11 protein-coding genes are annotated in these 14684 nt (G+C 52.3%); 7 read left to right on the top strand and 4 right to left on the bottom strand.

The features are described 5' to 3' along the window. Window positions 1-16 precede the first annotated feature (16 nt). Both ACFQ1T_RS07920 and cysM read right to left on the bottom strand, forming a co-directional pair. The gene (locus tag ACFQ1T_RS07920) at window positions 17-1951 is read right to left on the bottom strand and encodes a hypothetical protein (protein ID WP_379075492.1); all 1935 of its coding nucleotides are present in this window, start codon (window positions 1949-1951) and stop codon (window positions 17-19) included. A 50-nt stretch (window positions 1952-2001) separates the two neighbouring features. Continuing rightward, the gene (gene cysM, locus ACFQ1T_RS07915) at window positions 2002-2895 is read right to left on the bottom strand and encodes a cysteine synthase CysM (protein ID WP_275355846.1); all 894 of its coding nucleotides are present in this window, start codon (window positions 2893-2895) and stop codon (window positions 2002-2004) included. A gap of 225 nt (window positions 2896-3120) precedes the next feature. On the opposite strand from cysM, the gene ACFQ1T_RS07910 reads away from it, so the two are divergent. Next, window positions 3121-4248 carry a GGDEF domain-containing protein gene (locus ACFQ1T_RS07910; RefSeq protein WP_275355848.1) on the top strand — a complete coding sequence of 376 codons (1128 nt, stop codon included), beginning with the start codon at window positions 3121-3123 and terminating at the stop codon, window positions 4246-4248. Window positions 4249-4301: 53 nt separating this feature from the next. Further along, window positions 4302-5381, top strand: coding sequence for a hypothetical protein (locus ACFQ1T_RS07905; RefSeq protein WP_379075488.1), 1080 nt, complete (start codon window positions 4302-4304; stop codon window positions 5379-5381). Here the strand turns inward: ACFQ1T_RS07905 and ACFQ1T_RS07900 are convergent. Then, window positions 5326-5826, bottom strand: a complete 501-nt coding sequence (locus tag ACFQ1T_RS07900; RefSeq protein ID WP_379075485.1) for a disulfide bond formation protein B — start codon at window positions 5824-5826, stop codon at window positions 5326-5328. The two genes, ACFQ1T_RS07905 and ACFQ1T_RS07900, sit on opposite strands and share 56 nt — an antisense overlap. Before the next feature lie 139 nt (window positions 5827-5965). After that, on the bottom strand, window positions 5966-6916 hold the full coding sequence (locus ACFQ1T_RS07895; protein WP_379075482.1) for a lytic transglycosylase domain-containing protein: 951 nt from the start codon (window positions 6914-6916) through the stop codon (window positions 5966-5968). A gap of 251 nt (window positions 6917-7167) precedes the next feature. Between ACFQ1T_RS07895 and xseA the strand changes: the two genes are divergently transcribed. From xseA to ACFQ1T_RS07870, 5 genes are all read left to right on the top strand, one after another. Then, entirely contained in the window at window positions 7168-8382 is a 1215-nt protein-coding gene (xseA, locus tag ACFQ1T_RS07890; protein ID WP_379075479.1) for an exodeoxyribonuclease VII large subunit, read from the top strand. A gap of 122 nt (window positions 8383-8504) precedes the next feature. Further along, complete coding sequence (locus tag ACFQ1T_RS07885) at window positions 8505-10388, top strand: potassium transporter Kup (RefSeq protein ID WP_194748211.1); 1884 nt, start codon at window positions 8505-8507, stop codon at window positions 10386-10388. Window positions 10389-10544: 156 nt separating this feature from the next. Continuing rightward, window positions 10545-11357, top strand: a complete 813-nt coding sequence (locus ACFQ1T_RS07880) for a M48 family metallopeptidase (protein WP_313988443.1) — start codon at window positions 10545-10547, stop codon at window positions 11355-11357. A 100-nt stretch (window positions 11358-11457) separates the two neighbouring features. Then, the gene (gene dapD / locus ACFQ1T_RS07875; RefSeq protein ID WP_194748213.1) at window positions 11458-12285 is read left to right on the top strand and encodes a 2,3,4,5-tetrahydropyridine-2,6-dicarboxylate N-succinyltransferase; all 828 of its coding nucleotides are present in this window, start codon (window positions 11458-11460) and stop codon (window positions 12283-12285) included. 269 nt (window positions 12286-12554) lie between these two features. Beyond that, window positions 12555-14627 (top strand): bifunctional diguanylate cyclase/phosphodiesterase, encoded by a 2073-nt coding sequence (locus ACFQ1T_RS07870; protein ID WP_379075474.1) that lies wholly within the window; start codon window positions 12555-12557, stop codon window positions 14625-14627. Window positions 14628-14684 lie beyond the last annotated feature (57 nt).

Below are 14684 nucleotides of genomic sequence, written 5' to 3'. Positions count from 1 at the left end.
TCGCCATTGAGTGCGCTTATTTGACGATCATTTTGCTATTGCTATCAGTGATCCGCCGCATGCGGGCCAGCATATCTTTCCAGCTGACATATTCGGTATAGCCATTCACATTGACTGAGGGAATCCCCTCACCTTTGACGATGACGAATCCGCCCGGAATCTGCTCAACGCCGCCCATTTTACAAACATCCCCACGCAGCTCGCAGCTTAAGCCCATTTTTTCATAGCCAAACTGTTTGAAAAAACGCAAAAACGTCCGTTGCAGGGCCGCCGCCGTGCCCTCACCACCCAAGGCAGTGATGTTTTCAACCGCGCGTTGAGACACTTTTTTCTCAAAAGGGCCATCCGCAGTCTGTATCACAGCATTCATAGAGACAGGCTTCCAGTTTTGTAAGCGCAAATGCTGGACATCACCTTCTAGTTTGCCGGTAATCGAACCAAAATTAAACGTCCGCGTGATCTCACCCATATCAATCTCTCGCATGCGCAGATTGGCATGCAGCTTGGGGACAGCCCCCAGCGGATCATCGACTTCCAGATCAGAGAGCGCGACTTGCCCTTTAAACAAGCTCAACTGCATCTCCCCATCCATGCGCAAGGCATGGTTGGCATAAGTCACGAGTGGAATCTGGCCTTTGATCTCACCACGCATGACAGGCCAGCCGAGCGCCTGGCTAAAGGTGCGCATGCTGATGGGCTGCATGTCCATCTTCAGGTGCCAGACCATGCTCTGATGTATCCAGGCGGCAGACACGTCTTCAAAGATCAAGGCGCCATCCAGCACAGGCAAGCTCAAAGTTGGACTGGTAATCGAGAACCGATTCACGTTTGCCTGCCATTGCGTTTTTCCGAGCGGAATCTTAAGCACATGGCCAGAGGCATAGCCCATGCTGATCTGCTGCGGCTGATCGTAATCCCAGGGAATATGCGCATTCAGATGGGCAAAGCCAAACTTGCCACGTTGATCTTCAACCGTGGCATCCGCAACATCCAGCTGAAACTTCACCGGCTGCAGGCCTTTGGCCTCAAAAGACCAGTCGGCTTTGCCATTCACCTTGAGCTGTCCGAACACGGAATCAGGCAGCAAAGGCTGGATAAACGACTGGTAAAGGCCGTTAAAATCGACGTCTTTGGCATCCAGCTTTAAAAACTCAAAGCGCTGGCTATCCAGATTAAACCGGCTTTGACTGTGTAACGTGCCTACGCCTTGCAATGACAAGGTCGCTGCTTCAATCTCCAGGATGGGCGATGCATACAGGCCACGGATTTCAAATCGCTTGTTGCCCTCGGCAAAATAAAATGGTTGCCAGAACAACTCGCCTTGCTGCCATTCAAATACGCCTTGCCAGCGCCAGCCATTCGCCACCTCATGCGCAGCAATATGCATCACGCCGGTCAGTCTCTCTGCCGCGTGCAAGCCTGCGGCATCACTGAATTTGGCGTCTTTCACCGCCAATTGCAGCTCAAGCCCTCTGCTGGCCTTGGTGTTCGATGCAGTGTGCCAGGTCGGCATCACCGTCAGATTAAACGGGATATGTGAACGGACATCATGATACAAGCCATCATTACACTGCCAAGTCTCCTGACTGGCTTGTGTCGGCAACTGGCAATACACGTGGAACTTGCCCCAGACCTCATCTTGCATCGCTTTGACTTCAGCATCAACCGTCACCACTGGTTGCCGGGTTTGCAGACGGTAATCCAGATAGATACGCGGGCGACGTACCTGGTAATCAGGCATTTTTAACTGCTCTGAGGTAATCAGTAGGCTGGGGCGCGCACTGATCTCCAGTGTCATATCCGGGTGATCGATGCTGGCATTGCCCAACTGCAAGCGCTCGGCATGAATTTGTACATGCTGTTTGCGCTGCAAGTTGACCACCGCATGCGGGTGGTCGAGTTGAAAGAAATCGCCCTGAACGCTCTCGGCACTGAGGCTAAGCTCGGTCATGGCCCAAAGCGGCATCGACCAACAGCACAGCAGCAGTGCCCACAGGCGCATCAATCGGGAAACACGCCTGTAGACAAGTAGCGGTCGCCACGATCGCACACAATGGTGACAATCACCGCATTATTCACTTCTTTGGAGAGTTGCATCGCCGTATACAAGGCACCGCCGCTGGAAATCCCGGCAAAAACGCCTTCTTTGGTTGCCAGTTTGCGCGTGGTCTCTTCTGCATGCTTCTGGCTCACATACCGCAACCCGTCTATGCGTTTGGGGTCATAAATTTTAGGCAGATAGGCTTCTGGCCATTTGCGGATCCCCGGGATTTGCGCCCCCTCCTCCGGCTGCACGCCGATGATCTGAATTGCAGGATTTTGCTCCTTGAGAAAGCGCGAAGTGCCCATAATCGTGCCAGTGGTGCCCATGCTGGATACAAAGTGTGTCACCGCTCCGGCGGTATCACGCCAGATTTCCGGCCCGGTCCCTTCATAATGCGCTTGCGGATTATCCAGATTGCCAAACTGATCCAGCACAATGCCCTCGCCTTCTGCTTGCAACTTCAGTGCCACATCGCGTGCCAACTCCATACTGCCGTCTTTGGGTGTCAAGATCAGTTCAGCGCCATATGCCTTCATGCTTTGACGGCGTTCAACGGACTGGTTTTCCGGCATCACCAACACCATTTTGTAACCGCGCATGGCCGCCACCATGGCCAGTGCAATGCCGGTATTGCCACTGGTCGCTTCAATCAGCGTATCGCCTGGCTTGATTTGCCCGCGTTGCTCTGCCCGCACAATCATGCTGTAGGCAGGCCGGTCTTTAACTGACCCGGCCGGATTATTGCCTTCCAGCTTGAGCAAGATCGTATTGCTCGGATTCGGGTTCATACGCTGCAAAGCCACCAGCGGCGTGTTTCCAACAAAATTGTCCAGGGTCAGGTAAGGTTTCATAGGGACCGATAATCTGTTTTCGGGGATGAAGTAAGACCACTCCGAAACATAAAAATTTGTGAATGCGCGCGTACGATGACACGCAGCAGCTTAATATATGTAAAATTCAGCGGTAATGTACAGCTAACGACAAAGTCTCAATTTTACATAATCTGATCGCATCACAAAAACAATTATTCTTTAGGATACCGGATGTTGAAAAAGTGGTTTAGCCAAGTGCTTGTCATGATGTTGCATCCCATCAAGCTTTTTCCAGCGTCCGGCGATGCGGACCACATGCGTTACAAGGTGGTTTTCCTAAACAACGTGTTCACCTTCTTTGGCATCGTGTCTTTTAGCATGGGCATCATCCGTTGGCGCGTGCATCCGCTCATCGGCATCGTGGATATTGTGTTTGGTCTGATTGCGTTTGCCTTGCTATGGGCCTTGCGCCGCAACAAACAACGCGTCGAACTGATCTCTGGCATTGCACTCTGGTTATGCTTTCTCCAGTTTTTGACGGTCTATTTTCTGGCGACTGGCAACAGTACCCGGAGCGGATTATTGCTCCTTATTCTTGCTGGAGCGTTTTACCTCAAAGGCAGGCAGATGGGCTACCAGATGCTGGCGATTTTACTGTTGCTGGTGGTGGGCAATCACTTAACGCATCTCTTCCCCTCAGAATATGGTCATTTGGATATTCTGAGCTTGTGCCTCTACCTGCTTGGACAGTTTTTCATCATCCGCAATTACGAATGCCTGCGTGAAAGCCAGACCAATCATTTAAAAGCCCTGAATACCGATCTCGAAGCACTGGTCAAACAGCGGACCGAACAACTGGCTGCGGCCAATACGGCCCTGCAAGTTGAAAAAGAAAACTTAAAAACGCTGTCCAGCACCGACTTTTTAACTGGTTTGAGCAATCGTCAGCACTTTGAAACAGTGTTTGCTGAGCATACCCACACGGTCGGCAGGAAAATCTCGGATGCGCTGATTCTGATAGATATAGACCGTTTTAAATCCATCAATGACACGCATGGCCATGTCATCGGTGACCAAGTGATTAAAACCGTCGCCGAATGCATCAAGAAAAATACGCGCCTGTCTGACATTGCCGTGCGCTGGGGAGGCGATGAAATGATGATTTATGCGCCCCGCATCACCCTTGCTCAGGCGGCAAAGCTGGCCGAAAAAATCCGGCAGCAGGTGCATGCCAGATCTTTACCCGACATTGGCCAGATCAGCATCAGTTGCGGCGTGGCAATGTTGCGGATGGGGGACAGCTTGACACAATTGCTGCATCGAGCAGACCAGGCACTGTATGAGGCCAAGCAGGCCGGACGCAATCAGGTCGCTATCTCCGCCGCAGAATAATCATTACAATGGCGGCCACTTGCCGCTGCTTTCTATCTATGACCATTGATTTTATGCTATTTAAAAACGCACTTCCCGCCTGTCTGACGCTGTTTACAAGCTGCCTGTTTACCAGCCCACCCCTGCATGCCGAACAATGGCATACGGTGCAAGGACGGGAAAAGTTTCTGACTGTGTCGGTTGATTTAGACTCCATGCAAGTCGGCCAGCACGAAGACATTATCCTTTTCAAGCTGCGTACAGACGATCATGACGATACGATTGCGACCAAATTGGTACAAGCCTCCTGCAGCGAGTTTTCGATGGAAGTTGAACGCGAAGTGGTATTTCACAAGTCCGAGCTTGCCTCAGAGACGCTGGACTGGAAAAACGATCAGACGCTCAAGCAACGGCCAGATTATGCCTCTGCCAGACTGTCGTTCTGGGGGGTGACGCAAGCCTACGGCCAGGCCATTTCGCTGGCATGCCGCATGACGGGCAATCGCGCACCGGAACGTCTGCAAAGCATGCAGCAAGACCAGTGCAGCGTCTCTAACCCGCTGTATAAAGTCGCCTGTGCCAGCCATCCCAATTGGCGGGCCAATTACAAATTGTATCTATCCCGCTCGCACGACGTCATCCATAACTGTGGCATTTCTGACGAACGCATGACCAAGCAGGCGGCCTGGTTGTTAAAAAGCGTGATGCGCTGTCAGGATGAGCGCTGCGGCAACGAAATTCTGGAATACTGGATTAACCAGCGTGGCCGCGATATTGCCAGTGTGATCCATATGCAAAAGACCTCGGGCAAGGCCTGGACTATCCCCAGCGAACCCGTCCCCTTGTGCCAATCGCTGAATCAGGCTGATCAGGCAATCGCCAGCCTGCAAACCGAAGAGGTGTATGCCAAAGCCAAATATCTGGGTTGCCTCAAGCGCGAGACTGCCAAGCTTAAGGCCGCCAGCGTGCCGGCAGAGAGCATCTCGCAACAAGCCGAGCAGTCATGCGAAGCACATTTTAAAGCCTGGCATGACGCGATTGAAAAACAAGCGGCCATGCTGGATGAAAGCACACCCGAAGTTGAGATCGAGACTTTTGCTATCCAGCGCGACGGCTACGAAATAACCAGCCAGCATACACCGCAAACAGAATAAAACTGATCAGGCCCAATTGGGGCAAGGTTAATCCCAGAAACGTCCAGTCTATGGCGGCACAATCGCCCGTACCACGAAATACCAGGGTGAGTGCTTTTTTCAGCGGGAAGTTTTCAAACATGTAATCAAAGCCGACACCACAATCGGCAAAGATTTCTTCTTTGTGTGCCTGTAGCCACCAGTGGCGTATCGCCACCCCCGCGCCGCCCAGCGCCGTCAACACCTCGATCAGGGCCAATCCGGCATGTAGCCAAGATCTGGGGAAGACAAAGGCGTGCAGCAAAAACAACAAGCCCAGGCTCATGAAAATGATGCGTTGCGAGATACACAAGGGGCAGGGTTCAAGCTGGTTTTGTACTTGAATATACAAGGCGAGTGCCACAATGCCAAATCCGGCCAAAAATCCCAATACATAGCCGCCACGCCCTTTAAACCATGCTGCCATTGCCCGCTCCTACCTAATGATTAAATGCAAATTGTAATGGATAACGCAGCTAAGAGGCAGTCTGGGTGAGGGTGGTTCCCGGTTTTTTAAGTTGGCCGGGATCTCCCGGTCAAACAGCACAAACAATCAGCAGATAGATTCAGGAGTTGGCCGCCGGGCTCTGCCCGTCACGCATGGCCGCAGTTTGCCTGATTTCGTGATGTTTTTTCTTGTAGTAACGCGCCACGCGCTTCACATAGTCGCGTGTCTCCGGGTAAGGCGGGATGCCCTGATGCCTGGACACCGCATGTTCCCCGGCATTGTAAGCCGCTACGACGCGCTCGACATCGCCATCAAAGTAATTGATCAACCAGCGCAGGTAGGACAAGCCCCCTTTAATATTTTGCTCGGGATCATAAGCATCCTTGACGTGAAACCTGACCTGGGTCTCGGGTAGCAATTGCATCAGGCCCTGGGCCTTTTTGCGTGAAGTCGCTTTGGGATTAAAGCCGGACTCCACCGCAATCACAGCCATCGCCAAATCAATGTCTACCCCATAAGCTGGCGCATGTTTTTTGACCAGCGTGTAAATAGGGCCGCGTTTACGGAACAACACTTCAGCCGCTGACTGCCCCTGGTTTTGCATGCAGGCGGGCAGCTTGGCCACGGAGGCATCACCAGCGCCCTGATCCAACCAGATCCGGGCATCGCGATGGCCTTGAATCGCCGCCAGGCTGAAAAAACGCGCGGCAATATCATGATTTACCTCCACGCCTTTGCCCATGCTGTAAAACCAGCCCATGGCAAATTGCGCATCAGGATCACGGGTTTCTGCGGCCAGCGCACAATAATGGGCGTGCGCCTCGGCATAACTGCTGATCCCTAGCGCATTTTTTGTGCCTGTCGCCAGACTCACCTGTAATTTAATGAATTGCTTGTAAGCGTCATTCTGCATCACCGCCTGCTCGCGCTTGTAGCTGGCCATGACAGGATTCGTGGTCTCGACCGCGGCCACTTCCGTCTCGGGCGGCGATTTGTCAGACGCTTCATCCGCCTGCGCCTGCGCAACCAGTCCCAAGCCATGCACAGCACTTGTGTACAGACAACACATAAAAAATGATCGCGCAAAAAATAAATATTTTTTCATTCGCATACAATCCTGAGGGAAATGACCTTGTTTTAAGGTCAGATAGTCTCAACCATTCCCATGCTGCTCATATCAAGACGCCGCTTTTACGCAAAAGTGCCCCCCTATCTTGAATCAGTGTTCAGCATCCCTTCACAGAGCGCCTCTGCTCAGACACCGGCCATTCGATGAAAGACATAGCCAAATCCAGCGGGGCTGAGAGATAATGTGCAGCTATGGCTAGCTTGTTATCGACATCATTCAAACAAATCTTGAGTGTCAGCGACCTCACCCGACTCACAAAAGAGTTGCTGGAAACCAGTTTTCCCCTCTTTTGGATCTCGGGCGAGCTCTCAAACTTCACCCGTGCCACCAGTGGCCACTGGTATTTTTCGCTCAAGGATGAACGTGCACAAATCCGTTGTGTGATGTTTAAAGGGCGCAATAGCGTATTAGGCATGGTGCCGCGCGAAGGGGACCTGATTGAGGCGCGTGCCACGATCACGTTGTATGAAGCCAGAGGCGATGTACAACTGACGGTGGAATTTATGCAGCCCGCTGGCCTGGGCAAATTATATGAAGCTTATGAACAACTCAAGCAACGCTTACAAAACGAAGGGCTGTTTGCTGCCGAGCGTAAACAAGCCATTCCAGCCAATCCGCAACGCATAGGCGTGGTGACCTCAGCGGATGCCGCCGCCTTACGCGATGTGTTAACCGCCATCCGCCGCCGTGCGCCGGCCATGTCTGTCATCATCTACCCGACGCCGGTGCAAGGCAAAGGCGCTGCCGAACTGATTGCGCAAGCCATTCATCTGGCTGATCAGCGGCAAGAGGTTGATACGCTGCTGATTTGCCGCGGTGGTGGCAGCATAGAAGACTTATGGTCATTTAATGAAGAGGTGGTTGCACGCGCAATCGCCGCTTGTCGCCTGCCGACCATTAGCGGGGTGGGCCATGAAACAGATTTCACCATTGCCGATTTTGTCGCTGACTTGCGCGCGGCCACACCGACAGCGGCAGCCGAACTGGCCTGCCCGGATCAGGCGCAACTTCGCGATCAACTCAGGCAATTACAATCAAGGCTGGGCCAGGCCATGCAATCTTGCTTGCGCCAGCAAAGCCAGACCCTGGACTATTTGTCCAGACGCCTGATCTCCCCCACCCAGCATCTGCAACAACAGCGCCGCGGTCTGCAGCAATGGCAACACAGACTGCAACTGGCCATGCAGCAAGGTTTACAAACGCAACAACGCAAACTGCAATACCTGTCCGCCAGCCTGCAACAACTCAACCCGCATCAGGTCTTGGCCAGGGGCTATGCCATTGTGCAAAAAGCCGATGGCCGAGCAGTGACCACTGCCAGTGAACTCAGCCTGCAGACGCCCTTGAAACTGACCTTGCATCAAGGTCAGGCAGAGGTAGTGGTGACGCAAATCAGCCCCGACTAAGCGCTCCACTTTTCGTGTAATCGTCCACATGCATTTAGGTCTTCAAGATAATTTGCGTCAAAATCTTTGGTGAAGCTCTAAAATTACCCGATAATAATCGTTTGTCTTTAGCTGTTCACACAATGGACCATACAAAAAATCAGCAAACGGCGCTCCATACCATGGCTCTCGCCGCGCTAGGCGTCGTTTTCGGTGACATTGGCACCAGCCCGCTTTACACCATGAAAGAAGTCTTTGCAGTCGGGCACCACCCGCTGTTACTGACACAAGCTAATGTCTACGGCATCTTGTCGCTGATCACCTGGGCGCTATTGCTGATTGTGTCGTTCAAATATGTGGCCTTTATCATGCGGGCAGATAACCGTGGCGAAGGCGGCATCATGGCGATGCTGTCTTTGGCCAGCCGTTATGCGGGCGGCGAACCCGACCAGCGCAAACGCATCATGCTGCTAGGCATTATCGGGGCCTGTATGTTTTATGCCGACGGCATGATCACCCCCGCCATTTCCGTGCTCTCAGCGGTTGAGGGCCTGGAGGTGGCAGCACCGCAACTGGATAGCTGGATCGTCCCCATTACTTTGTGCGTCCTGTTTGTACTGTTCTGGGCACAAAGCAAAGGCACCGCTGTCGTCGGTGCTTTTTTTGGTCCTATCATGCTGACCTGGTTCTCGGTATTAGGCATTTTGGGCATCCTCAATATCAGTCATCATCCCGAAATTCTCAAGGCTTTAAGCCCCTTCTACGCTTATCAGTTTTTTGCCACCCAGCCCAAAATTGCGTTTATTGCGCTCGGTGCGGTGGTGCTGGCCGTGACCGGTGCCGAAGCCTTATATGCCGACATGGGTCACTTTGGCCGTAAACCGATTCGCCTGGCCTGGTTTTTGTTCGTGTTGCCTGCACTGATTTGCAACTACTTTGGGCAAGGCGCACTTATTCTGGCCGAGCCAGAGTCCATTCAAAACCCGTTTTACCACCTGGCCCCAGACTGGGCCTTGTTCCCGCTGATTATCCTGGCAACCCTGGCGACCGTGATTGCCTCCCAGGCCGTGATTACCGGCGCGTTCTCTGTTTCGCGCCAGGCGTTGCAACTTGGCTTTATTCCGCGCATGCATGTTTCGCACACCTCAGAGCAAACAGAGGGCCAGGTCTACATGCCGCGTGTCAACTGGGGCCTGATGGTCGCAGTCATGGGCCTGGTGCTGATTTTTGGCAGCTCTGGTGACCTGGCGGCAGCCTACGGTATTGCCGTGACCGGCGATATGGTCATCACGACCTTGCTGGCAGCCGTGGTGTTCCACCACCTGTGGGGCTGGAGCAAACTCAAAACGGCCTGTCTGATTTCGCTATTTCTTGTCATTGACCTCTCGTTTTTTGCGGCCAACATTCTCAAAATCCCGGATGGAGGCTGGGTGCCTTTGCTGATCGGCATCATCATCTTCACGCTGATGCGTACCTGGAAAACCGGGCGCAGACTGCTTTACCAAATTCTCAAGTCCGAATCCATGGAGCTGATCCCCTTTGTGCAAGCGATTGGGGCGCACCCGCCCGCCCGCGTCAACGGCGCAGGCGTGTTTATGACCCCCAACCCGGATGGCGTGCCACATGCGCTGCTGCATAATCTCAAACACAACAAGGTACTGCATGACAAAGTGGTGATCCTGACCGTGCGTTTTGTTGATTACCCCTACACCACGCTGGAAGAGCGCGCCTCGATGGAGGTGCTGCCTTACGGTTTTTACCGCGTGACCTTGCGTTATGGTTATATGGACGAACCAGACTTGCCACGTGACCTGCCGTTGACCGAACCATTCGGCCTCACGCTGGACACCATGGATACCTCGTTCTTTATCGGCAAGGAAATCCTGCTGGCCTCAGATAAACCCGGCATGGCGTTCTGGCGTAAAAAAATCTTTATTGGCTTGTTTAGAACGGCAGAGTCGATTACCAACCAGTTCAAATTACCGCCTAACCGGGTGGTAGAGCTAGGCTCGCAAGTCAAAATTTAACCAGAATGCCTGATACTTAAGAGTTAAGCATTCAGCGATCACCGAAGACATGCATTCCGCACTGAATGGGTAGACTGATCGCAGCAACTGAATGGAATGCTCATAAAAACGAATGGTCACTGCCAATACGTGACCTAGAAACAAGAGGAGAAACACATGCCGACCATTAAAACCCTGGGAATCGCCTGCCTGTGCGCCTTGTTGTCTGCCTGCGCCAGCACCACCAACAATAGCGTCTCGGGCGTACAGCGTAGCCAGCTCTTGCTGTTGCCCTCAGCGACCGTGGATAAAATGTCTGCGCAATCGTATACGCAAACCCTGCAAGATGCGCAAAAGAACCATACCCTTAACGCAGATAAGGCCTTGCTGAATCGCGTGACTACCATTTCTCACCGCCTGATCGCCCAGGTCGGCGTGTTCCGGCCAGATGCCACCAAATGGAAATGGGAAATCAATGTCGAAAAAAATGACCAGCTCAATGCCTATTGCATGCCTGGCGGCAAGATCATGGTGTTTTCCGGTCTGGCCGAAAAACTCAATGCCACCGATGATGAGTTAGCCGCGGTGATTGGCCACGAAATCTCGCATGCCTTGCGTGAGCATGGCCGTGAGCGTATGTCACAAGCCTATGTTCAGCAGTTCGGTTTACAGGCACTCGCTGCCTACATAGGCGGCACCGCGGGCAATATGGCGGCACAAGGCGCCAGTATGGGCAGCCAGCTGTTCTTCTCCTTGCCCAATGGCCGTGAACAGGAGCGTGAAGCGGATCGCATAGGGCTGGAGCTGGCGGCGCGCGCCGGTTACAACCCGGAAGCCGCAGTCAGCTTATGGAAGAAAATGATGGCGGCCAACAAGGAAGCGCCCCCGGAATTCTTAAGTACGCACCCTTCCAGTGAAAACCGTATTAAAGACCTGCAGGCACTGGTGCCCAAGGTCATGCCGCTCTACTTAGCTGCCAAAGGCAAGTAAGTGCTGGCGTAAAGGGCCGTCTTTCATCGACGGCCCCTGCCCTTTCAAAATTAGGTTAAAATTTCGGGTTTACTGTTTTTCAATCGAACAAGAGAAGATTATGGATCCACGTCAAAGCATTATTGAAGCGGCTTTTGAAGACCGCGCCAACATCAACCCTGCCAATGCTCCGGCAGACGTCAAAGCCACCGTGGCTTCTATTCTGGATGATCTGGATGCGGGCAAACTGCGTGTGGCTACCCGGATTGGCGATAGCCAGCAATGGGAAACGCATCAGTGGATCAAAAAAGCGGTCTTGCTGTCCTTCCGCCTCAAAGACAACTATTTGATGGATGATGGCGTCACCCGCTACTTCGACAAAGTGGATCCAAAATTTGCCAACTACACCGAAGAAGACTTCAAGGCAGGTGGCTTCCGCGTGGTGCCTAACGCCATTGTGCGCAAAGGCTCTTTCATTGCAAAAAATGCTGTCTTGATGCCGTCTTACGTCAACATTGGCGCTTACGTTGGTGAAGGCACCATGGTAGACACCTGGGCAACCGTAGGTTCCTGCGCACAAATCGGTAAAAATGTGCACTTATCCGGCGGTGTTGGCATTGGTGGCGTACTGGAACCTGTACAAGCCGGTCCAACCATCATTGGCGATAACTGCTTCGTCGGTGCGCGCTCAGAAGTGGTTGAAGGCGTGGTGGTTGAAGACAACTGCGTGATTTCCATGGGCGTTTACATCGGCCAATCCACTAAAATCTATGACCGCGAAACCGGCGAAGTGCATTATGGTCGCGTGCCTGCAGGTTCTGTGGTCGTTTCAGGCAACCTGCCTTCCAGCGATGGCAAGTACAGCCTGTATTGCGCCGTCATCGTGAAAAAAGTGGATGCCAAAACCTTGGGTAAAGTTGGCATCAACGAGTTGTTGCGCGGCATTTAATACGCCTGGCGACATAAAATAAAGAGTCACTTCAACCGGCATGCTCAAGTTATTGCGCGCCGGTTCCGATAAAGGAGTGACTCTCATTACCGTAAAGATGTCCCGCAAGCAAGACAGCGTGAGCATTCTTGAATAGTTGAGTGTTAACCCGTTGGAGAGTCAGTAGTCCGAGCAATCCCAGCAGTAAAGCAATGAGCAATACAGAGCAAGCACAAAGAACAAGTAGTCGTGCCACACATTAAACAATCAAAATAAACGTGCAATTACTTATGATAACAACGCAAATGCTATTGGTCGCACTCTTTACATCCAGCGTCGTTGGATGCTTTTTTGCGTTCAAACTGGTTGATCGTTTGCGTGTTGCCACTCCCAAAGAGCATGACTTCATGCTCAAAAAATATGCCGTCGTCATGGCAGCTGGTATCTTCAGCCTGCATGCTGGCTACCAGTTTCTCGCAGATAATATCCCTAAGGTTAGCCAACATCCTATCGACCTGATTGGCTGCATGCTGTGCAGCTATCTGTTGGCGGCCGCTATCCTCAAAACGGTCCATAAAAAAAGACTGCCCTTACGTGATCTGCTCTCCGCTTCTGCGGCCACCGGCATCAGTGGCTACCTGCTGTCTTATTTTTATCAGATCAGTGCCGGGGCCATCAATATCCGCATAGACAGCTGGACCGCCCTGTTTTCCCTGTTCCTGGCTTGCCTGACCGCGGCCCTGGCAATTGTCACCATCCTCTGGCTCAAAGGTTATAGCGGCAAACTCGAAAAACGTTTGAAGTGGATGTTTTCGATAGAAATTGCACTGGGTTTTTTGGCCTCGCACACGGCCATCAACCTCAGTATTGTGCATAACAATATGCTGATTGGGCAGCCCAGCGATCAAGCCGATAATTATTTAATGCTGCTGCTGGTTCTGGTCCCGGTCTTTTTATTTATCACCTCGTTTATTCTGGTGATTTTTTATGAGCGCAATATCGATCTAGCGCAAAGCAAACTGACCTTCCGCAATACGCAAACCGTCAATAAAAAATTCCTGGCCTATGATCCGCTCACACACCTGCCCAACCGGGATGCTTTAAACCAGCACCTGATCCTGAGTGCCAAGCGCTGTGATCGTAACGGGGAATCGCTGGCCCTGGCTTATATCGACCTGGATCACTTCAAACCGGTCAATGACCAGTTTGGTCACCATATTGGCGATTTGCTGCTGATTGAAGTCTCCAAGCGTATCAGCAATGCCATCCGCAATTGTGATTATGTGGCACGTGCGGGTGGCGACGAGTTTATTGCCGTATTGAGTGAGATTGAAAATCACCAGAGCGTGGTCACCGTGATTCAGCGTGTGGTGGATGCGTTACGCGAAACCTTTGTGATTGAAGATCACGTGATTGAGATTTCGTGCTCGGTGGGCGTATCGATGTATCCACAAGACGGCAACCTGCAAAAACTCAAACTGAATGCAGACGCCGCCATGTACAAGGCTAAGGAAAACGGCAAAAACCAGTATCGATTCTTTGATGCCGAGATCGAGCAAGCCTCTGACGAGATGCAACAAACCCGTATTGAGCTCAAGCAAGCCATTAGCGAGCAAGAGTTCAGGCTACTGTTTCAGCCCAAAGTGGATGCCATCACGCGCATGGTCCATGGCGCCGAAGCGCTGTTACGCTGGCAGCATCCGGCGCGCGGACTGCTCTCCCCCAACAGTTTTATTGAAGCGGCTGAGCGCTTTGGCATGATTGAAGAAATCAATGCCTGGGTCATCTCCCAGGCCTGCCGCACAATTAGCCAGGCGCGCGATCGCGGCATAGACCTAAGCATTTCAGTCAACATGTCCAACCAGCAGTTCCGCAACAAACAGTTGGGCGCGCTGATTCAATCGATTCTTGAAGCGCATGCCGTAGAATCCCGCAACCTCATTCTGGAAGTGTCTGAAACTAACGCCATTCATCATCAGGGCCAGTTCAAGGACACATTGCGCCAATTTAAACAGCAGGGCCTTAAAATCTCGCTGGATGATTTTGGCTTGCATCCGTTCAGCCTCACACATTTAGAAGACCTGGAAGTCAGCGAAGTCAAACTGGATCGCTCCCTCACCAAAAACGTGGCGGTTTCGCACACCTCGCTCTCGATTGTTGAGGCTATCGTCAAACTGGCGCATGCCCTCAATCTGAACGTCGTCGCCGAAGGCGTGGAAGACGAGGAGCAGCGTAAAGCGCTGGTCAACATCGGCTGTGACCAAATGCAGGGTTTCCTGTTCTCAAAACCGGTAGAGCAACAATACCTGTTTGATTTATTTAGCAAACTGCAATCGCAGTCAGCAACCCAAAACCTGTTCTGAGGTTATGTGAACACCGCAATAAATGGCGACGCCATCTGCCGTGGCTGGTAAAATAAG

This window comes from Methylophilus glucosoxydans (assembly GCF_042676145.1).
In the GTDB taxonomy this organism is placed as follows: domain Bacteria; phylum Pseudomonadota; class Gammaproteobacteria; order Burkholderiales; family Methylophilaceae; genus Methylophilus; species Methylophilus glucosoxydans.
Note: the sequence above shows the minus strand (reverse complement) of the source record. Positions and strands in the feature narration are given on the sequence as shown.

Coding starts and splice junctions, on each gene's coding strand:
- ACFQ1T_RS07920 (WP_379075492.1), bottom strand. CDS start 1,951: ATGACCGAGCTTAGCCTCAGTGCCGAGAGCGTTCAGGGCGATTTCTTT.
- cysM (WP_275355846.1), bottom strand. CDS start 2,895: ATGAAACCTTACCTGACCCTGGACAATTTTGTTGGAAACACGCCGCTG.
- ACFQ1T_RS07910 (WP_275355848.1), top strand. CDS start 3,121: ATGATGTTGCATCCCATCAAGCTTTTTCCAGCGTCCGGCGATGCGGAC.
- ACFQ1T_RS07905 (WP_379075488.1), top strand. CDS start 4,302: ATGCTATTTAAAAACGCACTTCCCGCCTGTCTGACGCTGTTTACAAGC.
- ACFQ1T_RS07900 (WP_379075485.1), bottom strand. CDS start 5,826: ATGGCAGCATGGTTTAAAGGGCGTGGCGGCTATGTATTGGGATTTTTG.
- ACFQ1T_RS07895 (WP_379075482.1), bottom strand. CDS start 6,916: ATGTGTTGTCTGTACACAAGTGCTGTGCATGGCTTGGGACTGGTTGCG.
- xseA (WP_379075479.1), top strand. CDS start 7,168: ATGGCTAGCTTGTTATCGACATCATTCAAACAAATCTTGAGTGTCAGC.
- ACFQ1T_RS07885 (WP_194748211.1), top strand. CDS start 8,505: ATGGACCATACAAAAAATCAGCAAACGGCGCTCCATACCATGGCTCTC.
- ACFQ1T_RS07880 (WP_313988443.1), top strand. CDS start 10,545: ATGCCGACCATTAAAACCCTGGGAATCGCCTGCCTGTGCGCCTTGTTG.
- dapD (WP_194748213.1), top strand. CDS start 11,458: ATGGATCCACGTCAAAGCATTATTGAAGCGGCTTTTGAAGACCGCGCC.
- ACFQ1T_RS07870 (WP_379075474.1), top strand. CDS start 12,555: ATGATAACAACGCAAATGCTATTGGTCGCACTCTTTACATCCAGCGTC.